Source organism: Pseudomonas sp. Leaf59, assembly GCF_920984685.1.
Lineage (GTDB): Bacteria > Pseudomonadota > Gammaproteobacteria > Pseudomonadales > Pseudomonadaceae > Aquipseudomonas.
The window spans coordinates 16,519-36,501 of the sequence record NZ_CAKLBR010000019.1 but is presented as its reverse complement, the minus strand read 5'-3'; the positions used below and the strand labels follow the sequence as shown (position 1 = coordinate 36,501).

Sequence of the window (19,983 nt, the reverse complement as noted above, 5' to 3'; positions counted from 1 at the left end):
ATGGACAGCGGCGACCGCCAGTCAGTTGCCTGTAACGCCTGGACATCGGCGAGCCTGCTGCTACCTTCCGGTCCGATTACCCACTGAACCTGTTTTAAGGCCCGATGAAACGCTACGAAAAATTTGCCGATGCCATTGCAGAACTGATCCGCTCCGGCGTGCTCGGGCCTGGTCAGCGTGTGCCTTCCGTGCGCTACGCCAGCCAGACCTACGGCGTCAGCCCCTCCACGGTGTTCCAGGCTTATTACCTGCTCGAGCGCCGTGGCCTGATCCGCGCGCGGCCGCGCTCGGGTTATTTCGTCAACACCCATGCGCCCAGCCCGCTGGCCGAGCCGATGCCGAGCGAGCCGGTGCGCGACTCCACCGAGGTGGATGTGAGTGAGCTGGTGTTTTCGGTGCTTGACTCCATCAAAGACCCTAATACGGTGCCGTTCGGCTCAGCCTTTCCCAGCCCGCTGCTGTTCCCGTTGCCGCGCCTGGCCCGTTCCCTGGCCCGCGCCGCTCGCGAAATGGACCCGCGCCTGGTGGTCACCGACATGTCGCCGGGCAACCCGCAACTGCGCCGGCAAATCGCGCTGCGCTACAGCGTCGGCGGGCTGGTGGTGCCGATGGAAGAACTGCTGATCACCAACGGCGCCCTGGAAGCGCTCAACCTGTGCCTGCAGGCCGTGACCGAGCCGGGCGATCTGGTTGCCATCGAAGCGCCAGCGTTCTACGCCTGCCTGCAAGTACTCGAGCGGCTGAAGCTCAAGGCCGTGGAAATTCCCGTGCACCCGCGCGATGGCATCGACCTGGACGCCCTCGCCCAAGCCCTGGCGCGCTACCCGATCAAGGCCTGCTGGACCATGACCAGCTTTCAGAACCCCATGGGCGCCACCTTGCCGCAGGCCAAAAAGCAGGCGTTGGTGGAACTGCTGCGCAGCCACCAGGTGCCGTTGATCGAAGACGATGTGTACGCCGAGTTGTATTACGGGCAACACGCGCCGAAACCGGCCAAGGCCTTCGACACAGACGGGTTGGTGATGCATTGCGGCTCGTTTGCCAAGAGCCTGGCGCCGGGTTATCGGGTGGGCTGGGTCGCGGCCGGGCGCTATGCGCAGAAGGTCGAGCGTCTCAAGCTGATGACCTCGTTGTGCCCGTCGATGCCGGCCCAGGCGGCCATCGCCGATTACCTGCAACACGGCGGTTATGACCGCCACCTGCGCAGACTGCGCTATGCCCTGGAAGAACAGCAACACGCCATGCTGGCCGCCATTGCCCGCCACTTTCCGGCACAGACCCGCGTCAGCCAGCCCACCGGCGGCTATTTCCTGTGGCTGGAACTGCCGGAGCAGACCGACTCGCTGAAACTCTTCCAACGGGCCCTGGCCCAAGGCATCAGCCTGGCGCCTGGGCCGATCTTCTCGGCGACCCGGCGCTTTCGCCACTGTATCCGCTTGAATTACGGCAGCCCCTGGACCGCGGCGTCCGAGACAGCGATGCAGACCCTGGGGCGGCTTGTGCAGTCGCTCTAGCGGCCGCCGCCCAGGTCGATAAAGGTGCCGGTTGCATACGAAGCCTTGTCCGACAGCAACCAGATAATCGCCTCGGCCACTTCATCCGGCCGCCCGCCACGGGCCATGGGAATGCCGGGCTCGAGCTTGCTGACGCGGTCCGGGTCGCCGCTCAGGGCGTGGAAGTCGGTGAAGATGTAGCCGGGGCGCACCGCGTTGACCCGGATACCCTCGCCCGCCACTTCCCGGGACAGGCCCAGGGTGAAGGTGTCGAGCGCGCCCTTGGAGGCGGCGTAGTCGAAATACTCGCCGGGCGACCCCAGACGCGCCGCTACCGACGACACATTGACGATACTGCCGCCCTGCCCGCCATGGCGTGGCGACATGCGCAGCAGCGCCTGTTTGGCGCAGAGGATCGGCCCCAACACGTTGGTCTTGAGGACCTTGAGGATGCGGAACTCGGACATGTCCTCCACCCGCGACTTGTGCCCCACCGTGCCGGCGTTGTTCACCAGCGCGGTGACACGGCCCAGCTCGGCGTCGACCCGGCTGAACAGCGCGATCACTTCATCTTCGATACTGACATCGGCGCGCACCGCAATCGCCTCGGCGCCCAGGGCGCGCACCTGTTCCAGCACCGCCTGGGCGGCGGTTTCGTCAGACTGGTAATTGATGCAGATGCGATAGCCTTCGCGGGCGGCGAGCAAGGCCGTCTCGGCGCCGATTCCGCGGCTGCCTCCGGTAATGATGACGACTTTGTCCATGCCAGCGATCTCCTGAAATACCCTGATGTTTGCGGTTGGATCCAAGAGTAACCGTCACGCCCGGTATTTGTCAGGCTCGAGGAATGCTTGCGCGCGCTGGATATCGGCCATGAAGCCTGCCGCCGGTAACGGATGGCCGAGCAGGTAGCCTTGCAGCGCGTTGCAGCCCAGCCGCGTGAGGAAATGCTGCTGCGCATCGGTCTCCACGCCTTCGGCGACAATCCGCAGGCCCAACGCCTGGCCCAGTGCAACGATGGCGGACACAATGGCGGCGTCGTCGCTGTCGTGCTCCAGGTCGCGTACAAAACCGCGGTCGATCTTCAGTTCGTTGGCTGGCAGGCGCTTGAGGTACATGAGACTCGAGTAGCCGGTGCCGAAATCGTCGATGGACAAGTCGACGCCCATCTCCGAGAGCTGCTGCAATACTGTCATGCTCGCATCGGCGTCGCTCATGGCCGTGGTCTCGGTGATTTCCAGGGTCAGGCTGTTGGCCGGCAACTGGTGACGTGCCAGCGCGGCGGCAACGCTCTTGACCAGCCCGGCATGACCGAACTGCAACGCCGACAGATTGACCGCGATGCGCCAGTCTTCATAGCCCTGGGCGTACCACATGCGCATCTGGCGGCAGGCTTCATTGAGCACCCACTCGCCGATCGGGATGATCAGACCGGTCTTTTCCGCCAGTTCGATAAAACTGACGGGCAGCAGCAGGCCCTGTTGCGGGTGCTCCCAACGCAGCAGCGCCTCGGCGCCGACCGGCATGCCACTGACCGCGTCGAACTTGGGCTGGTAATACAGTTGAAATTGCTCGAGCTCCAGGGCGTTGCGCAGGTCCTGCAACAGTTGCAGTTGCTTGCGCGCGTTGGTGTTCATCGAGGCTTCAAAGAAGCTGTAGCCGTTCTTGCCCAGGCCCTTGGCGTGATACATGGCGGCGTCGGCGTTCATCAACAGTTCCTGAGGGCTGTTGCCATTGCCCGGAAACAGGGCGATGCCGACGCTGGCGGAAATTTTCAGGTCATGCTCGGCCACCTGGAATGCGCGATTGATCAACACCACCTGGCGCTCGGCCAGGCCCAACGCGTCGGCCGGCTGTGTCAGTTGCACCAGCAGCACGAACTCATCGCCGCCGATACGCGCCAGGGTGTCCTGGCTGCGCAGGTCCTCGCGCAGGCGCTGGCCGACGTCGCGCAGCAGCAGGTCGCCCAAGTGATGGCCAAAAGCATCGTTGACCGGTTTGAAACCGTCCAGGTCAATGAACATCAGCGCAAAGCAACCGCCCTGCTCCCTTACCGCCTGCATCGCCTGCGCAATGCGGTCGGCGAGCAAGGTCCGGTTGGGCAGCCCGGTGAGCGTGTCATGCAGGGCCAGGTGGGTCAGTTCCTGGTTGGCCAGGGCCAGGGAATGGGCGAGCACGGCGGTACGCGCCTGCAGACGGGCGTCCAGCAGCGAGGTGAGCAGCGCAATGAGCAGCACCGCCAGCGACGTGACCAACTCCAGATTGTCCAGGCCCCTGCCGCTCAGGCCGTTCAAGGCTGCGCCACAGAAACTGTCGTCGGCAAACCGCGCCGCGGCCATGCCGGTGTAGTGCATGCCGACAATCGCGACGCCCATCACCATGGCCGCACCGCCTCGCGCCAGCCGCACATAAGGGGTATTGCGCCGCAGGTTGAACGCAATCCACAACGCCGCGCCGGACGCTATCACCGCGATCAGCAGCGAGGCACCCAACAGCGTGGGGTCGTAATCGATACCGGGCGTCATGCGCATGGCAGCCATGCCGGTGTAGTGCATGCTGGCAATACCGGCGCCCATAATCAGCGCGCCGAATGCCAATTGCCAGACGGGCAGACGCGGCTGGCTGACCAGCCATAACGCAAAGCCGCTGGACAGCACGGCGATCAACAGCGACAGCGCGGTAATGCCCACATCAAAGCCCAGAGCAAACGGCAGGCGCAGGGCCAGCATTCCGATAAAATGCATCGACCATACGCCCACCCCCATTGCCAACGCACCGCCGGCAATCCACAGATAAATGGCGCTGCCCCTGGCCGTGGCAATCCGCCCCGTGAGGTCAAGGGCGGTGTAGGACGCAAGGATGGCAACACACAGGGAAATGGCGATAAGGGCGGGTGAATAACTACCGATCAGCATGGGACTTCTCGCGGGCACTGGTTTGACACGACCGTACCAAGTGGCAAAGCGGCGGATTGTAGCGAGAATAATTCTTGAACAGGCGATTAATTATCAAATCGCCACTATCGGTTTTTTGACGTCAATTGCGCGGCTTTTGCGAAGCACAGCCGGCTCCATCTGATCCACGCAAAACCCACTGTGGGAGCGGGCTTGCTTGCGAAAGCGGTGGATCAGTCACAGATAGAGTGTCTGGGACCGCGCATTCACGAGCAAGCCCGCTGCCACATTTCCCAATCCGCGCAGCTCATTGACCAGCTGGGTTACACACCATATAGTGTGCCCACTAGCAGGCCAGACCACTACATAGTGTGCAGCGTCGGTATTTCTCGACCACACTCTGTGCAGTATTTCAAGCGATCAGGAAGGAATATTTCAATGCTGAGTTGGGATGAAGTCGACAACGAGGACACTGGCGAAGCCGTCATCAGGGGCGCCAACGCCGGCCATGCCAGTGAAGCCAACATGGACCGTCTCGACGGTGCCGGCGCCGCGGCTGCCCTTGAAGCGCGCAACGTGACCGCCAACGACTCGGCGGCGATCATCCGCGCCAAGGCAGCGCTGGACAAACTCGACGTCGCCGAAGGCCTCGCCGAACTCGAAGGCTCCGCCGCCCGCGTCGCCGTCGACGAAAAGCGCATGATCAACTGCCGCGCCGACCTCAACCAGCTCGTGCCTTTCAAATACGACTGGGCCTGGCAAAAGTACCTCGACGGCTGCGCCAACCACTGGATGCCGCAAGAGGTCAACATGACCGCCGACATCGCCCTGTGGAAAACCCCAGAAGGCCTTACTGACGACGAACGCCGCATCGTCATGCGCAACCTCGGCTTCTTCTCCACCGCCGACTCGCTGGTCGCCAACAACCTGGTGCTGGCCGTGTACCGCCTGATCACCAACCCGGAATGCCGCCAGTACATCCTGCGCCAGGCCTTCGAAGAAGCGATCCACACCCACGCCTACCAATACTGCATCGAATCCCTGGCCATGGATGAAGGCGAGATCTTCAACATGTACCACGAGATTCCATCGGTCGCTAAAAAAGCAGCCTGGGGCCTCAAGTACACCCGCTCGATCTCCGATCCGAAGTTCGAAACCGGCACCGTCGACACCGACAAAGAGCTGCTGCGCAACCTGGTCGCCTACTACTGCGTATTGGAAGGCATCTTCTTCTACTGCGGCTTCACCCAGATCCTGTCCATGGGCCGCCGCAACAAAATGACCGGCGTGGCCGAGCAGTTCCAGTACATCCTGCGCGATGAGTCGATGCACCTGAACTTCGGTATCGACGTGATCAACCAGATCAAAATCGAAAACCCGCACCTGTGGGATGCCGAGATGAAGGAAGAAGCGACCCAGATGATTCTGCAGGGGACGCAACTGGAGATTGAATACGCGCGGGATACCATGCCGCGCGGCGTTCTCGGCATGAATGCCGCGATGATGGAGGATTACCTCAAGTTCATCGCTAACCGCCGGTTGTCGCAGATTGGGTTGAAGGAAGAGTACCCAGGGACTACTAACCCGTTTCCGTGGATGAGCGAGATTATGGATTTGAAGAAAGAGAAAAACTTCTTCGAAACCCGCGTGATCGAGTACCAGACCGGCGGCGCGCTGAGCTGGGACTGAATCAACATAGCGCCGGAAAAATGTGGGAGGGGTATGCTCCCTCCCGCATGAGCCTGTGTTCTTTAAACGTGTGTACACCCTTTTATGCCCAATCAAACCATCAAAACCCCCTGCGTAGGCCTGTGTTCCACCGTTTACGGTGACCTGGTGTGCCGGGGCTGCAAGCGCTATCACCACGAAGTCATCCAGTGGAATGGCTACAACGCCGATGAAAAACAGGCGGTGTGGCTGCGCCTTGAGCAACTGCTGGTGCAGGTGATGACCAGCAAGCTTGAAGTGTTCGACCCCCAGCGCCTGCGCCAGCAGCTGGAAGACCGCAAGATTCGCTATGTGCCGCACCAGTCGCCGTATTGCTGGGCCTATCAGTTGATTGCCCGGGGCGCGCGGGTGATTTCACGTTTGGACGCCTATGGCCTGGCGTTGTTGCCGGAGTTTCGCGAACGCAGCCTCAGCGAGCTGCGCGATGCGATCGACCGCGAGTTTTTCCTGCTATCGGAGGCCCATTACGAGCGCTACATCGCGCCGGGGTTTCTGCAGGAGGCATTCGGGCCGGCACTGATCGCCAGCACCTGAACCGCCCCACTCCCCTCGTCATTGTGTTTAAAATGCGGCCCGCTCAAACACCGACGCTCACCGATGACCCCAGACGCACTCGCCACCCTGCACGCCCATTTGCTGACCGCCCTGGCCGACGCGCCCGCTGAAACCCGGCGCCTGTTCCACGGCCGTGGCCGCTGCTGGCCGGGGCTTGAGCAGTTGACGGTGGACTGGCTGCAAGGCGTGGTGCTGGTGGCGCTGTTCAAGCAGACCGAGCAGCTGGACGCCTTGAAACAGCAACTGTTGCAGATCGACTGGGCAACCCTGGGTGTGCGCGCCGTCGCCCTGCAACACCGCTACCTGCCGCAAAGCACCACCGAGTGGCTGGTGGGCGAGCCCATCGACGAGTTGACCATCACCGAAGGCGGCCTGCGCTACCTGATCGACCTCGGTAAAAAGCAGAACAGCGGCCTGTTCCTCGACATGCGCTATGGGCGCAACTGGGTGCGCGAACAGGCCCGGGATCAACGGGTGCTCAACCTGTTTGCCTACACCTGCGGGTTTTCGGTGGCGGCTATCGAAGGCGGCGCGGCCCATGTGGTCAACCTGGACATGGCCCGTGGCGCCCTGAGCCGAGGTCGCGACAACCATCGCCTGAACGGTCACGACCTGGGCAAGGTCACCTTTCTGGGCCACGACCTGTTCAAATCCTGGGCCAAGGTCACTCATAGCGGCCCGTACGACCTGGTGATCATCGACCCGCCGTCCTTCCAGAAAGGCAGCTTCCTGCTGACCAAGGACTACCAGCGCGTGCTGCGCCGCCTGCCGGATTTGCTCACGGCGCAGGGTACGGTGCTGGCCTGCATGAACGATCCGGCGTTTGGCGAAGACTTCCTGATCGACGGCGTCACCCGCGAAGCACCGGGCCTGCGCTTTGTAGAACGCCTGGAAAACCCGCCGGAATTCCCCGATATCGACCCACAGAGCGGGTTGAAGGCCCTGGTGTTTCGCCAAGGCTGATGCCGAAACGTCCTACGCTTGCTAACCTAAGCGGTAGATCGGGGTGGTGAACCTTATCCCCCCATTCCCGGTCGATACCTGCATTCCCCCGGCCAGACTCGACGGCGTCACGTTGTCGGCTGCCCTGTTACACCTTTTGGAGAAACGCCCGTGATCTCGACCCTGCATGTAGCCAGACTCAAAGCCTGGGGCGCCCATGGCTTTACCGCCACCGGCGTGGTCCTGGCCTTCCTGGCCACCCTGGCGCTCCTGGAAAACTCGCCCAAGGCCTGCCTGCTGTGGCTGGGTCTGGCGCTGGTGGTGGACGGCGTCGACGGCTCTCTGGCGCGCAAACTCAACGTCAGCACGGTATTGCCCAGCTTTGACGGCTCGGTGCTGGACCTGGTCATCGACTACCTCACCTACGTGTTCATTCCCGCGCTGTTTATCTATCGCTACATCGACCTGCCGGAATTTACCCACCTGTTCACCGTGTCGGTGATCCTGGTGTCGTCGCTGTTCTGCTTCTGCAACGTCAACATGAAGAGCAAGGACAACTACTTCGTCGGTTTCCCGGCTGCCTGGAACGTGGTCGCGTTGTGCGTCTACATCATCCAGCCGGACGCCTGGGTGACCCTGACCACCGTGATCGGCCTGGCCCTGCTGACCGTCACCCCGATGAAGTTCCTGCACCCGTTCCGTGTGAAGCGCTTCATGCCGATCAACATTGCGGTCACCACTATCTGGCTGCTGTGCAGTTTCCTGATGGTCGTGGACCACCCCAACACCAACCCGTGGACGTTCGGGCTGTGGTCGCTGATGTCGGCGTACTTCCTCGGGATCTGCGTGTGGCGCACCGGGCTTGAGTGGCTCGAAGCGCGGCGTTGAGCCGTTATTGCGCAACGAAGCACGCCCGTACAAGCCCGGTGCCGGATTTAACGCAATAGTGATGCAGTTTTTCACTCTGGCTTTAATGCACAAGGGAGTTTCAGATGAGCGCATTCGTTGCCAAAGACGGCACCCGGATCTACTTCAAGGACTGGGGCAGCGGCAAGCCCGTGTTGTTCAGCCACGGCTGGCCACTGGATGCCGACATGTGGGAATACCAGATGGAGTACCTGAGCAGCCGTGGCTACCGCACGATTGCCTTTGACCGTCGCGGTTTCGGGCGCTCCGACCAGCCCTGGACCGGCAATGACTACGACACCTTCGCCGACGATATCGCCCAACTGATCGAGCACCTGGACCTTGCGGACGTGACCCTGGTCGGCTTCTCCATGGGTGGCGGCGACGTGGCGCGCTACATCGCGCGCCATGGCAACGCCCGGGTCGCAGGCCTGGTGCTGCTGGGTGCGGTGACGCCGATCTTCGGCCAGCAGCCGGACTATCCAACAGGCGTGCCGGCTGAGGTGTTCGACGGTATCAAGGCCGGCCTGCTGAAGGACCGTGCGCAATTTATCAGCGACTTCAGCAGCGCATTCTTCGGGATCAACAAGGGCCAGCAGGTTTCCCAGGGCGTGCTGGCGCAAACCCTGCAGATCGCCCTGCTGGCGTCGCTCAAGTCCACCGTCGACTGCGTCACTGCGTTCGCGCAAACCGACTTCCGCCCGGACATGGCGACAATCGAGGTGCCGACCCTGGTGATCCATGGCGACGGCGACCAGATCGTGCCGTTCGAAACCACCGGCAAAGTGGCGGCGCAGATGATCAAAGGTGCTGAATTGAAGGTGTACAAGGACGCCCCCCACGGGTTTGCCGCGACCCATACCCAGCAGCTCAATGAAGACCTGTTGGCGTTTCTGCAGCGCTGATCAACCGTTTGCACGCAACGCACAGCCACTGTGGGAGCCTCTCTCCCACAGTGGCCTGCGGATCCCTGGCTGACGCGCACTGCCCGTTGCTGGACAATGGTTGGAATCAACCGCCGCAGGCTGCGGTCCCAGTACACACGCTCACTGCAACAGGTATCCCTCCATGACACTGCCCCACACCATGACCCTGATTGAAATCACCGAATTCGGCGGACCTGACGTGCTCAAGCCACGCCAGGAAGCCGTGCCGACCCCAGACCCGGGTGACCTCCTGATTCGCGTGCACGCCGCCGGCGTCAACCGCCCCGACGCCTTGCAACGCGCCGGCAAATACCCGATGAAACCCGGCATGAGCCCGATCCCGGGCCTGGAAGTGGCCGGTGAAGTGGTGGCGCTGGGCGACGGTGTCACCCAATACAGCCTGGGCGACCGGGTATGCGCCCTGACCAACGGCGGCGGTTACGCACAGTTCTGCACGGTGCCGGCTGGCCAGGCGTTGCCGATCCCCGAGGGCATGGACTGGATTCAGGCCGCAGCCGTCCCGGAAACCTTCTTTACCGTCTGGGCCAACCTGTTCGGCCTGGGCAATGCCCACACCGGCGAACGCGTGCTGATCCATGGCGGCACCAGCGGCATCGGCACTACCGCGCTGATGCTGTGCCGCGAGTTCGGCATCCAGGCCTTCGCCACCGCCGGCAGTGCCGACAAGTGCGCGGCCATCGCCAAACTGGGCGCCGAACCGATCAATTACCGCGAGCAGGACTTCGCCGACGTGATCGCCAAGAAAACCGATAATCAGGGCGTGGACGTGATTCTCGACATCATGGGCGCCTCCTACCTCAACAATAACCTCAAGGCCCTGGGCATGGACGGCCACCTGGTGATGCTGGGCTTCCTCGGCGGCGGCAAGGCCAACGACGTCGACCTGCTGACCATCCTCAGCAAGCGCGCAGTGATCACCGGCTCGCTGCTGCGGGCACGCACCGCCGATGAAAAGGCCGCGATTGCCGACCAGCTGCGCGAATACGTGTGGCCGGTGCTGGCGCAAGGACGCTGCCTGCCGATCATCGACCAGGTGTTCGACTACACCCAGGCCGACCAGGCCCATGCCCGCATGGAAGGTGGCGACCACATCGGCAAGATCGTGCTGCGAGTGATTTAAAACCAGTAAGGAAATCCCGCTGCCTCTGTGGGAGCGGGCTCAGTGGAGAGCGGGCTCCTGTGGCATGCCGTTCAGTTAAGCGCAGATTCCCTGTGGCGAGCAGGCTTGTCCTGCGTTGGGGGGCGCAGCAGCACCAAAACCAGACGCTGAGCCGTATCAGGTACACCGCGCTTTGCTTGATTGGGGGCGCTTCGCACCCCAACGCGGGGCAAGCCCGCTCGCCACAGGAGCCCGCTCGCCACGGGAGCCCGCTCGCCACAGGGGCGCGTGATTATCTGGGATGGATCACAGCACAGTGAGTTGTGCTACTCGGCGTACGTCGGGTAATCCACATAGCCCAATTCAGAACCGCCATACATCCCTTCAGCACGCAACGGGTTCAACGGCCAACCGTTGAACAATCGCTGCGGCAGGTCCGGGTTGGCGATGAATGGCCGGCCGAATGCAATCAGGTCCGCCAGCCCCGCTTCGACCAACCGCGCGCCACGCTCGGCGGTGTAGCGGCCGGCGTAGATGATGCGGCCGCTGAACGCACTGCGCACGGCCTGGCGGAAGGTGTCGGGCAGGTCGGGGGCGTTGTCCCAGTCGGCTTCGGCAATGGACACGTAAGCGATACCTGACTGTTCCAGCACTTTGATCGCTTCGATATAGGTGTGGTGCGGGTCTTCTTCCACCAGGCCGATGTAGACACGGTCCTGATCGGTGCCGCTGAACAGCGGTGAAAAACGCACGCCCAGCCGCTCGGGCCCGACCACCTGGCTCACCGCCTCGACCACCTCGCGCAGGAACCGCAGGCGATTGTCCAGCGAGCCGCCGTACTGGTCATCGCGCTGGTTGGAATGTGCCGAGATGAACTGGTTGACCAGGTAACCATTGGCCGAGTGAATCTCCACCCCATCGAAGCCCGCGTCCAGCGCATTGCGGGCGGCCTGGGCGTACTGTCCGACCAACTCGTCGATCTCCAGCAGGTTCAACGCGCGCGGCACCGGTGGCTGCACCAGGTCGCCGGTCCCCGGGCCGGTGGCGATAAACGCCTTGGCCTGCTGCGCCTGAATCGCCGACGGCGCCACCGGCGCCGCACCCTCGGGCTGCAAGGCATTGTGGGACACCCGGCCGACGTGCCACAGCTGGGCAAAAATCACCCCGCCCTCGGCGTGTACGGCGTTGGTGACCTTGCGCCATCCTTCGATTTGCGCAGGGCTGTAGATGCCCGGCGTCCAGGCATAACCCTGGCCACGGGGTTCGATCTGCGTGCCTTCGCTGACCATGAAACCGGCGGTGGCGCGCTGACGGTAATACTCCGCCATCAAGTCAGTGGCGATATCATCCGGCTGGGCGCTGCGCTGGCGGGTCAGCGGCGGTAATACCACGCGGTTGTTCAAGAGGTGATGGCCCAGCTTTACCGGGGTGCTTAAAACGTTGGCAGTCATTGCGATATTCCAAATTCGGGACGAACGAAAACGTTGGCGACTCGTGCGAGTCGCCAGCGATAAAACGGTTAATTGAATTAAGCGGTGAGGTTGAGCAGGGCCTGGGCCACTTCGCTCGAACTGCCGGGGTTCTGCCCGGTAACCAGGAGGCCGTCGACAATCACGAAGGACTGCCAGTCAGCGCCCTTCTCATACTTGCCGCCCAGCTTCTTGAACTCGTCCTCGACCAGGAACGGCACCACGTCGGTCAATTGCACCGCCGCTTCTTCGGAGTTGGAGAAGCCGGTCACGCGGCGACCCTTGATCAACGGCTCGCCATTGACCGCCTTGACGTGACGCAGAGCACCCGGTGCATGGCAGACGAAACCGATAGGCTTGCCGGCACGCTCGAACGCTTCGATCAGCGCAATCGAGGTGGGCGACTCGGCCAGGTCCCACAGCGGTCCGTGGCCACCTGGGTAGAACACGGTGTCGAAATGGTCCGCGTTGAGTGTGTCCAGCTTCACGGTGTTGGCCAGGGCCTGTTGCGCGGCCGGGTCCGCGGCGAAGCGGCGGGTCTGCTCGGTCTGGGCGTCCGGTTGATCACTGACCGGGTCCAGTGGCGGCTGGCCACCGGCCGGGGATGCCAGCACTACCTCAACGCCAGCGTCCTTGAACACGTAATACGGGGCTGCAAACTCTTCGAGCCAGAAGCCGGTCTTGCGGCCGGTGTCGCCAAGCTGGTCGTGAGAGGTGAGTACCATTAATACTTTCATTTTCCAGTGCCTCGATCGATGTGGATGTCAGGGTGTGCAGGGCTGCCCAACAACTGCTGGGTCAGCGACAGCGCTTCGGCAAACGGCTCGGCGCTGCGGGTGATCTTGCTCATGACGCTGGTTCCCAGCCACAGCGCATACAGGCGCCGGGCCAGGCCTTCGGGGGATTGCTCGATAGTCAGCGAACCCTCTTCGACCCCGCCGCGTATCCCCTCGGCGAGTACTTCGATGGTGCGCGAAGTGCCACGTTGCAGGGCCAGGCGCATCGGCTCTGAAAGGTCTGACACCTCGGCACCGAGTTTGACAGCCAGGCATTTGCCGGAATCGGTGCAGCCGGTCTGGTTGTCGATCCAGGCCTGCCAGTAGCGCATCAACATGTTGTGCCGGGACAGGTCGGGCTGGCTGAACAACTGCTGCATGCCGTGCACGTAGTTGTCGAAGTAGGTGTCGAGCAACACCACACCGAATGCGTCCTTGGAGTTGAAGTAGTGATAAAACGAACCTTTGGGCACCGCAGCGGCCTGCAGTATTTCGTTCAGGCCCACCGCAGAAAATCCCCTGGCGCCGATCAGCGGCTGCGCGCTGTCGAGAATCACTTGCCGGGCACTTCTGCTGTCGTTGCTCATGCTTGCCTTCCTCCGATTAGACCAGTCGTCTAGTTCGTGAAGCCATGGTAGGCAGCGTGGCAGAACCTCACAATGTCAGATCCGCAAGGATTTCGGACATGGGTCGAAGTCGGTTGCCGTTTACCCGGCGCCCGCCGACAATTCACTCCCCGCGCCCCTTGGAGAATAACGATGCACAGCGTTGCGCTGATGGTTTACCCGAACTTCCAGTCCTTGAGCCTCAGCCTGGGCTCGGTGTTCGAGTGCGCGAACCTGCTGCGCGGCGAGCCGGCCTATGCGTTTCATCTGGTGTCGGAGAGCGGCGGCGCGGTGATGACGTCCCAGGGCTTTTCGGTGAACACATCGCCCCTTCGGCCAGAGGGTTATGACACGTTGATTGTCAGCGGCTACCTGGAGTTTCGCCTGCCGGAAGCGAACCTGCTGGAGCTGGTCAAGGCCGCGTCCGCGCAGTCACGCCGGGTGGCGTCGCTGTGCATGGGGATTTTCGTGCTGGCCGAAGCCGGGTTGCTGGAGGGCAAGCGCACCACCACCCACTGGATTCACGCGCCAGCGTTTCGCAAACGCTATCCGCACATCCGCCTGGAAGAAGACAAGCTGTTTGTGGTGGACGGCCAGGTATGGACCGGCGCCGGCATGAGCGCCGGGGTCGACCTGGCCCTGGCCATGGTGGAGAACGACCTGGGCAGCGACCTCGCCCGGCGCATCGCGCGCAAGCTGGTGATCGCCCAGCGCCGCGGCAGCGAGCAATCGCAGTTGTCGGCCCTGCTGGAGCTGGACCCCAAGTCTGACCGCGTGCAACTGGCCCTGGCCTACGCCCGCGAGAACCTCACCCATGACCTGTCGGTGGACGCCCTGGCTGAGGTCGCCCGGCTCAGCCCGCGCCAGTTCAGCCGGGTATTTCGCGAAGAAACCGGGCAGACGCCGGCCAAGGCCATCGAATCACTGCGGGTGGAAGCCGCGCGGGCGATGATGGAAACCAGCCGGCACCCGGTTGAGGTGGTGGCCCGCGAAACCGGATTCGGCGACCGCGAGCGCATGCGCCAGGCGTTTCTGCGGGCCTTCGGGCAACCGCCTCAAGCGATGCAGCAGGCCTTCAATGCAGCGCCGCCCGCGTAATCAGGTAAGTCACCAGGTGCGGGTCATCGTCCAGCTCAAGGGTCTGCACCGGGCGCGGCAGGTAATCGAGCACCGTGCGCCAGAACGCCTGTGACACTTCATCCTGGTCATAAAAGCGCACCAGCCAGTTGGCCTCGCCGCTGCACAGCACCTGGGTGGCGATGGCGCGGCCGATGCCCCTGCGGCGGTAGCGCTTGAGGATGAACAGGTCGGCCAGCTCCAGGGCATCCAGGCCCAACTCGCTGCCTTCTATCAGCATGAAGCCGGCAATGCAGCCATCCACCAGCAGCAGGTTGGCGCTCCATTGCGGGTCTTGCCAGTAGCGGGACAGGTGTTCGTCATGGATATAGAAACGGCCATCCGCTTCGACATCCTCCTGCTCCCAGTCCGAGGACTCGTAGGCATAGTACTGGTACAGATTGCGGATCAACTCGGCTTCTTCGGGGCCGGTCTGGATCAATTCGACGGTGGTTTCAGGCATGGGGCTCTCAGTGAAATAACGCAGGGCGCCATTGTTCACAAAACCTCGCATCAAGCCAATGCCGAGTGAATCCTTTCTGTTGGCTGAACGGAATGCAGATAGCGAGGGCGCCGGCCACCATCCTGAAACATTTGGAATAAACTTCGCCGATTCCCGCGCTTCTCAAGGACATGCCTCGTGACCAACGTTTGTACCGCCGGCCTGGATGTCGGCTTTGCCTCCCTGGATTACCTGCAGATTTTCTTTTTGGGCGTGATTCAGGGCATCACCGAACTGCTGCCGGTGTCGTCCACCGCCCACATGCGCGTGGTCCCCGCCCTGCTCGGCTGGCAGGATCCGGGCTCGGCGTTTTCGGCGGCCATGCAATTGGCGGCGCTGGCGGCCGTGGTCAGTTACTTCTGGCGCGATGTGCGCCAAGTCACCACCGGCAGCATCGACGCGGTGCGCCGGGGCGACTACAACGACCGCTGGTTCAAGCTGGCGGTGGCGATTGTGCTGGCGACCATCCCGATCTGCATTGCCGGGCTGGTGCTGTCTTCGACCCTGAATGCGTGCAACTCGCCGTTGCGCGGGCTGATGGTGATCGGTTTTTCCTGCGTGGTGATGGCGGTATTGATGGCGGTGGCCGAGCTGCGCGCCCGGCATACCCGTGACGTCAGCCAGATGCGCCTGCGTGATGCGCTGATTGTAGGGGTTGCACAGATTGGCGCGCTGATTCCCGGGGTATCGCGCTCGGGCTCCACGCTGACGGCGGCGCTGTTTCTCAACTTCAAGCGCGAGGAAGCCGCACGTTTCTCCTTCCTGCTGGGCCTGCCCGCCATCGCCCTGGCCGGGTTGAAAGAGCTGTGGGTGTTGCTGCACGCCGACCTGCCCGCGCACGCCTGGCCGCACCTGCTGTTCGGGCTGGTGGTGGCGAGCATTTCGGCATTTTTTGCGATCTGGGGGCTGATGAAGTTTCTGGAGCGCTTTTCAACCTGGCCATTTGTGGTCTACCGGGCGCTGCTGGGCGTGTTTTTAATTGTAGCGGTCAGTACCGGCCTGTTGAGCTGAGCCGCCTTGCACTGAAAAACCCTTAAAGCCTGCGACATTCGACGTTCAGTCCGCCAGCCTCAAGTAGCTGGCTCTCGATCACTACTGGCAGGCAACGCTGAATGACGGCGATATTGCTGCGCAAGTGGTCGCTCATCTGCGGCGTGGTGAAGCTGCCACCGCCTGCCAATGCCATCGGCAACAGCAGTTGATCAGCCAAGTGTTCGCCCACCGCCGAGTCAGAGCCTTGCCAGCGCAACGCCTGCTCAATCGCCTGGTCGGCGACGGTTTCGGCGCGTACCCGGGCCAGGCCAAAGGCGCTGAACAAATCGGTAACGTGCTCGTGGGCGTATTCCAACATCAACACATTGCCCGGGCCTTGCGCTGGATCGACCTCCATCGGGAACCATTGCGAGGCAACAAACCCCAACCGCTGGCGCACGCGCTTGAATTCCCGCGCACTCACTTGGGCCGGTAAGCCAGCGCTCAGCGTGATGACCCGAGCCTCAAGAAGCTTGCCACGCTGCATCAAGTGCAACGGCGTCAGTTCACCGGGCCGAATCAGCGCCTCCAATTCGCCACCGCCCGCCGGAACAAACCCGTGTCGGATCAGGTTCAACTCGACGCTCGCGCCCATGCGCCGCAACAGCGGCAGCCACGCACGCTGCAGGAAGTCCACAGGGGGGGCCAGTGGATTGTGCGTGCCACCGCTGATCGTCACACGACTGATCGTCGGCGCCCGCAATAACGCCGGTATTAAAGTCTGCAACACCAGCGTGCAACTGCCGGCGGTGCCAATAGCAAAGCGGTACTCGCCGCCTCGAATCGGTCCGGGCTCAAACACCAATACCTGCGAGCCGAGTTCAGCCCCCTCTACCCGCGCACCGCATACCTCGACAGCCGCCAGCACCGCCGTCAAGTGTTGGCGCATCAACCCCGGACGACTGCGCCGGGCGCGGATATTACGAATACGAACGAAACAACTGAAGCCCTAGCGGACGGTGTGGGAGCTTGCTCCCACATTCGGGTGTTGGATTACCAGCCTTCCTTCAACATGCGCAGCTCCAGATGCTGCAACAGCATGATGGTCTTGCCATCGACAATCTCGCCACTGTGCACCATCGCCAGCGCCTGCTCGAAGCCCAGCTCCAGCACCTCGATGTCTTCGCCCTCTTCTTCCAGGCCGCCGCCCGCGCCGACTTGATCGGCCGGCTGATATTCGCCAAGGAAAAAGTGAATGCGCTCGGTGACCGAACCCGGGCTCATGAACGCCGCGTAGATTTTCTCCACATGGCCGACGCGGTAGCCGGTCTCCTCTTCGGCTTCCAGGCGGATGCGTTCTTCGGGGCTGGCGTTGTCCAGCAAACCGGCGGCAGCTTCTATCAGAAAACCTGGGTAATCATTGACGAAGGTGGGCATGCGAAACTGGCGCACCAGCAGCACGCTGCGCTGCTCGCGGTTGTACAGCAGGATGGTCGCGCCGTTGCCGCGGTCGTACACCTCACGGGTCTGGGCTTGCCAGCTGCCGTCCCGGCGGCGCAGGTCGAACGTGTATTTTTTCAGCAGATACCAATTGTCCGAGAGGGTTTCTTCGGCAGTGATCCGTACGGGGCTGTTGTCCATGGTCGGGCCTTAGTGCGTGGGAGGTGGAGCATGTCGCGGCTGTCTTGCCAGCGTCAAGTTGAAGCAGCTTGCAACACCTTGCAAGCAACCGGTCGCTACGGCTGTCGCATTAATCCCTGCCGTTGCAGGCCATCTGGTAAAACCCGTGCTTCATCTCATTTCAGGAATGTTCATGCCTTCACGTTTATTGTCCCGCCTGGGCCTGCGCTGGTTTGCGCTGCTGTGCATGACTCTGCTGATCGTCGGCCTGCCGGTGGGATGCGCCGTGCTGCAACACAAGGAGCGCGAGTTGGTGTTCCGCATCGAACCGGGCACCGCCGGCTGGTACAGCGGTTTACCCAAAACCGTGCAGGAATTCGAGCTCAAGCCTGCCAGTTTCAAGGCGGGACAGAATATCCATGGCTGGTGGTACCCGGCAGACCGTCAGGACGCACCCTCGATCCTTTACCTGCACGGCGTGCGCTGGAACCTGACCGGCCAGCTGTTTCGCATCGAACAGTTGCACGCCCTGGGTTACTCGGTGCTGGCCATCGACTACCGCGGCTTCGGCCAGAGCCACGGCGACCTGCCCTCGGAAACCAGCGTCTACGAAGACGCGCGCATCGCCTGGGAGCGCTTCCAGGTGCTGCAACCGGACCCTGGCAAGCGGCTGATCTACGGGCATTCCCTGGGCGGCGCGGTGGCCATCGACCTGGCGGCGCAACTGGGCAGACAATCCCCTCTGCCCGTGCGCGGTCTGGTGATCGAATCCACCTTTACCTCGCTGGCGGATGTTGCCACGGCCGTGGCCAACACCTCGCTGCCGGTGCGCTGGTTGCTCTCGCAGAAATTCGATTCGATCGACAAGATTGCCGACATTCATATGCCGCTACTGGTGGTGCACGGCCTGGATGACCGCTATGTACCGCCGCGTTTCAGCGAGCAACTGTTTGACGCCGCGCGCGAGCCCAAGCGGCTGTTGCTGGTACCCGGCGCCAGCCACAACAACAGCCTGAGCCTGGCCGGGCGCAATTATCGCGAGGCACTGGATACCTTGATGCGAACCGAGATGCCGGCACAGGTGGTCACACCGTCCACAGGGCGCGGCGGCGACTCCTGATTGCGCTTTTCGGCACTGGCTTCGCGCTTGCGTGTCAAGCGCCAACCCTGCCCATGCTGGCCCGCGCCCGAAGTTGATCAAATAATAACCTGAGCTTAAATCGCCAAGCCTGCCGGGCCTTCGCAAAGTTATCCACAGAGATACCCACGGTTTTCGTGGACAACTCTTTTTATATTTTTACGGTTTTTTTTCCAGCAGACACAGCGCATCGGCCACGGCATGGCCACTTGCGGTGTTATCGAAGATGCACCAGGTGGGCACGCCGGCGTCAGTGGATTGGCGCAACGCTTGCGCCTGGAGCGCAACGCGCTCGGGGCCATAGGCACTGTGATAGATGCGCGGCGAACCATGCAGGCGCCAATAGCGCACGCCCTGCCAGGCGTCGACAGCATCAATGACCACCGGGTCAGCGGTCACCCAGCCGATCTGGTACGCCTGCAACAACGCCCCGGCCGCCGCCCAACTGGCATGCCGCGGCTCCAGCACCACATCGCCGGCAAAGCGTCGGCGCAGTGCCTCGAAAAAATCGCCGGCCACTTCGGCCTCGTAGCTCAGCGACGGCGGCAACTGCACCTGCAGGCAGCCGAGTTTCTCGCCCAGGTGCAGGCATTGTGCGAAAAATTCATCGAGTGCCGTTTCGCAGCGCTGCAGGAGCAACTCATGGGTAATGTGCTTGGGCACCTTCACCGAGAAGCGAAATGCCGACGGCACCGATTGCGCCCAGCGCTCATAGGTGTTGGGCAGGTGCGGTCGGTAAAACGAACTGTTGATCTCTACTGCGTTGAAACGCGACGCATAGCGCTGCAAGTGGCTGCCCTCGTCGGCAAACGCCGGCCAGTGCTCACGCGGCAGACTCCAGCCCGCGCAGCCCACAAACAGCGCTCCGGTCAAAACAGCACCATCACGTCATCGGCTGGCTCAGGCTCGATGCCCGGTTCAGACGCCGTGATGGCGCTGGCCATTTCAGTGACCCTTGGCGAGCTGTTCATTGATCGCATCGGTCTGGCGCTCGAGGTCCTTGATCTCGGTAGGCGTCAGCACTTTATCGACGGTTTTGGTCTTCGCGTTCGGGCGCTCCAGGGTCTGCCCTTTGGCGGGGCCGGCCGTGCCTTTTTGCGCGTCTTCAGAGCTGATCGGGTCCGGGGTTTTATCGGCGGTGGTGTGGTCGGTCATGGTGATAGTTCCTGGCAATTGAAGGCCGCCAAATCGGCGGGTGCTTATGCAGCAGAGCCCATCGAA

At 62.4% G+C, this 19,983-nt stretch carries 19 protein-coding genes and 1 pseudogene; 10 read left to right on the top strand and 10 right to left on the bottom strand.

The window, feature by feature from the left end; genetic code table 11:
• The first annotated feature begins 104 nt into the window (after window positions 1-104).
• A complete protein-coding gene (gene mapR, locus LUB09_RS18775) occupies window positions 105-1,514 on the top strand; it encodes a GntR family transcriptional regulator MpaR (protein WP_231423365.1) in 1,410 nt (469 codons plus the stop codon).
• Here mapR and LUB09_RS18770 read toward each other — a convergent pair.
• Both LUB09_RS18770 and LUB09_RS18765 read right to left on the bottom strand, forming a co-directional pair.
• Window positions 1,511-2,257, bottom strand: coding sequence for an SDR family oxidoreductase (locus tag LUB09_RS18770; RefSeq protein WP_231423364.1), 747 nt, complete (start codon window positions 2,255-2,257; stop codon window positions 1,511-1,513). The genes mapR and LUB09_RS18770 overlap by 4 nt on opposite strands.
• Window positions 2,258-2,311: 54 nt before the next feature.
• Window positions 2,312-4,408: a putative bifunctional diguanylate cyclase/phosphodiesterase gene (locus LUB09_RS18765; RefSeq protein WP_231423362.1), complete on the bottom strand. Its 2,097-nt coding sequence runs from the start codon at window positions 4,406-4,408 to the stop codon at window positions 2,312-2,314.
• 417 nt (window positions 4,409-4,825) lie between these two features.
• Here LUB09_RS18765 and LUB09_RS18760 point away from each other — a divergent pair, with 417 nt between their 5' ends.
• The 6 genes from LUB09_RS18760 to LUB09_RS18735 all read left to right on the top strand — a co-directional run bounded on the left by LUB09_RS18760 (window position 4,826) and on the right by LUB09_RS18735 (window position 10,585).
• Window positions 4,826-6,076, top strand: coding sequence for a ribonucleotide-diphosphate reductase subunit beta (locus LUB09_RS18760; RefSeq protein WP_209982540.1), 1,251 nt, complete (start codon window positions 4,826-4,828; stop codon window positions 6,074-6,076).
• 84 nt (window positions 6,077-6,160) lie between these two features.
• A complete protein-coding gene (locus LUB09_RS18755; protein WP_231423359.1) occupies window positions 6,161-6,649 on the top strand; it encodes a DUF1289 domain-containing protein in 489 nt (162 codons plus the stop codon).
• 63 nt (window positions 6,650-6,712) lie between these two features.
• A complete protein-coding gene (locus LUB09_RS18750; protein WP_209982544.1) occupies window positions 6,713-7,633 on the top strand; it encodes a class I SAM-dependent methyltransferase in 921 nt (306 codons plus the stop codon).
• 150 nt (window positions 7,634-7,783) lie between these two features.
• The gene (gene pcsA / locus LUB09_RS18745; RefSeq protein WP_003239175.1) at window positions 7,784-8,500 is read left to right on the top strand and encodes a phosphatidylcholine synthase; all 717 of its coding nucleotides are present in this window, start codon (window positions 7,784-7,786) and stop codon (window positions 8,498-8,500) included.
• Window positions 8,501-8,604: 104 nt separating this feature from the next.
• The gene (locus LUB09_RS18740; protein ID WP_209982546.1) at window positions 8,605-9,423 is read left to right on the top strand and encodes an alpha/beta fold hydrolase; all 819 of its coding nucleotides are present in this window, start codon (window positions 8,605-8,607) and stop codon (window positions 9,421-9,423) included.
• A 163-nt stretch (window positions 9,424-9,586) separates the two neighbouring features.
• A complete protein-coding gene (locus LUB09_RS18735) occupies window positions 9,587-10,585 on the top strand; it encodes an NAD(P)H-quinone oxidoreductase (protein ID WP_231423357.1) in 999 nt (332 codons plus the stop codon).
• A gap of 305 nt (window positions 10,586-10,890) precedes the next feature.
• On the opposite strand, the gene LUB09_RS18730 is transcribed toward LUB09_RS18735, so the two are convergent.
• From LUB09_RS18730 to LUB09_RS18720, 3 genes are all read right to left on the bottom strand, one after another.
• Window positions 10,891-12,015 (bottom strand): alkene reductase, encoded by a 1,125-nt coding sequence (locus LUB09_RS18730; RefSeq protein ID WP_231423354.1) that lies wholly within the window; start codon window positions 12,013-12,015, stop codon window positions 10,891-10,893.
• A 77-nt stretch (window positions 12,016-12,092) separates the two neighbouring features.
• Window positions 12,093-12,770: a type 1 glutamine amidotransferase domain-containing protein gene (locus LUB09_RS18725; RefSeq protein WP_003239372.1), complete on the bottom strand. Its 678-nt coding sequence runs from the start codon at window positions 12,768-12,770 to the stop codon at window positions 12,093-12,095.
• Window positions 12,767-13,396: a TetR/AcrR family transcriptional regulator gene (locus LUB09_RS18720; protein ID WP_209982552.1), complete on the bottom strand. Its 630-nt coding sequence runs from the start codon at window positions 13,394-13,396 to the stop codon at window positions 12,767-12,769. Before LUB09_RS18720 ends, LUB09_RS18725 begins: the two co-directional genes overlap by 4 nt.
• Before the next feature lie 171 nt (window positions 13,397-13,567).
• Here LUB09_RS18720 and LUB09_RS18715 point away from each other — a divergent pair, with 171 nt between their 5' ends.
• Window positions 13,568-14,512 (top strand): GlxA family transcriptional regulator, encoded by a 945-nt coding sequence (locus tag LUB09_RS18715; RefSeq protein ID WP_209982555.1) that lies wholly within the window; start codon window positions 13,568-13,570, stop codon window positions 14,510-14,512.
• Here the strand turns inward: LUB09_RS18715 and LUB09_RS18710 are convergent.
• Window positions 14,490-14,993, bottom strand: a complete 504-nt coding sequence (locus LUB09_RS18710) for a GNAT family N-acetyltransferase (protein ID WP_231423352.1) — start codon at window positions 14,991-14,993, stop codon at window positions 14,490-14,492. The two genes, LUB09_RS18715 and LUB09_RS18710, sit on opposite strands and share 23 nt — an antisense overlap.
• 177 nt (window positions 14,994-15,170) lie before the next feature.
• On the opposite strand from LUB09_RS18710, the gene LUB09_RS18705 reads away from it, so the two are divergent.
• A complete protein-coding gene (locus LUB09_RS18705) occupies window positions 15,171-16,043 on the top strand; it encodes an undecaprenyl-diphosphate phosphatase (RefSeq protein ID WP_209982559.1) in 873 nt (290 codons plus the stop codon).
• Between the two features lie 22 nt (window positions 16,044-16,065).
• Here LUB09_RS18705 and rtcA read toward each other — a convergent pair.
• Together rtcA and LUB09_RS18695 are read right to left on the bottom strand one after the other, a co-directional pair.
• A pseudogene (gene rtcA, locus LUB09_RS18700) lies at window positions 16,066-16,998 on the bottom strand (RNA 3'-terminal phosphate cyclase); the annotation flags it as partial.
• A gap of 59 nt (window positions 16,999-17,057) precedes the next feature.
• Complete coding sequence (locus tag LUB09_RS18695) at window positions 17,058-17,645, bottom strand: NUDIX domain-containing protein (protein ID WP_209982561.1); 588 nt, start codon at window positions 17,643-17,645, stop codon at window positions 17,058-17,060.
• Window positions 17,646-17,817: 172 nt separating this feature from the next.
• Between LUB09_RS18695 and LUB09_RS18690 the strand changes: the two genes are divergently transcribed.
• On the top strand, window positions 17,818-18,744 hold the full coding sequence (locus LUB09_RS18690; protein ID WP_231423349.1) for an alpha/beta hydrolase: 927 nt from the start codon (window positions 17,818-17,820) through the stop codon (window positions 18,742-18,744).
• 177 nt (window positions 18,745-18,921) lie between these two features.
• Here LUB09_RS18690 and LUB09_RS18685 read toward each other — a convergent pair whose 3' ends face one another.
• Both LUB09_RS18685 and LUB09_RS18680 read right to left on the bottom strand, forming a co-directional pair.
• A complete protein-coding gene (locus LUB09_RS18685) occupies window positions 18,922-19,635 on the bottom strand; it encodes a DUF72 domain-containing protein (RefSeq protein ID WP_231423347.1) in 714 nt (237 codons plus the stop codon).
• A gap of 72 nt (window positions 19,636-19,707) precedes the next feature.
• The gene (locus tag LUB09_RS18680) at window positions 19,708-19,917 is read right to left on the bottom strand and encodes a hypothetical protein (protein ID WP_231423346.1); all 210 of its coding nucleotides are present in this window, start codon (window positions 19,915-19,917) and stop codon (window positions 19,708-19,710) included.
• Window positions 19,918-19,983: the final 66 nt, after the last annotated feature.